The following is a 411-nucleotide window of genomic DNA, read 5'->3' on the forward strand; positions in this document are numbered from 1 at the left end:
CGAGGGAAAGGCGCATGTGGTCCGCCAAACCTAGCCTCCGACAAACCTGGCTGCGCGGGCGATCTTTTCTTCGTTGAGGAGGCAGACGGTCTCAAACACCAGCCGCCTGGTTTCGGCACGGACCTCGCGACTATTCTTCAGCGCGCGATGCACGGTGGCGGCGCCGAGTTGTACCTTTTGCGCAATCTCACGGATGGTGCAAAGCCGTTCCATACCGAGTGCCGCCTCGAATGCCATGTCACTCCTCCACCCGCATCAAGGCACGGCTTGCCGCCAGCCTCAAGCCGGAAACTCCAAGGGTCGAAAACTCGGCCTCACCAAGCCGGGGCCGAGAATTCTGCGACCCGCGCCGCCAGGGGAGGACGGCGGCGCGGATCGCCGGGCGCTTTCGCGTCGCTACCCCTACCGAGG

At 64.5% G+C, this 411-nt stretch carries 1 protein-coding gene; it reads right to left on the reverse strand.

The genetic code is table 11. From position 1 onward, the window contains the following. Positions 1 to 30: 30 nt before the first annotated feature. A complete protein-coding gene (locus AC1DY7_RS31355; protein ID WP_477261967.1) occupies positions 31 to 237 on the reverse strand; it encodes a hypothetical protein in 207 nt (68 codons plus the stop codon). Positions 238 to 411 lie beyond the last annotated feature (174 nt).

This window comes from Mycobacterium sp. P2_H7 (genome assembly GCF_056403275.1).

Bases quoted from the DNA above. Each gene is read 5' to 3' on its own strand.
- AC1DY7_RS31355 (WP_477261967.1), bottom strand. From the start codon at position 237: ATGGCATTCGAGGCGGCACTCGGTATGGAACGGCTTTGCACCATCCGT.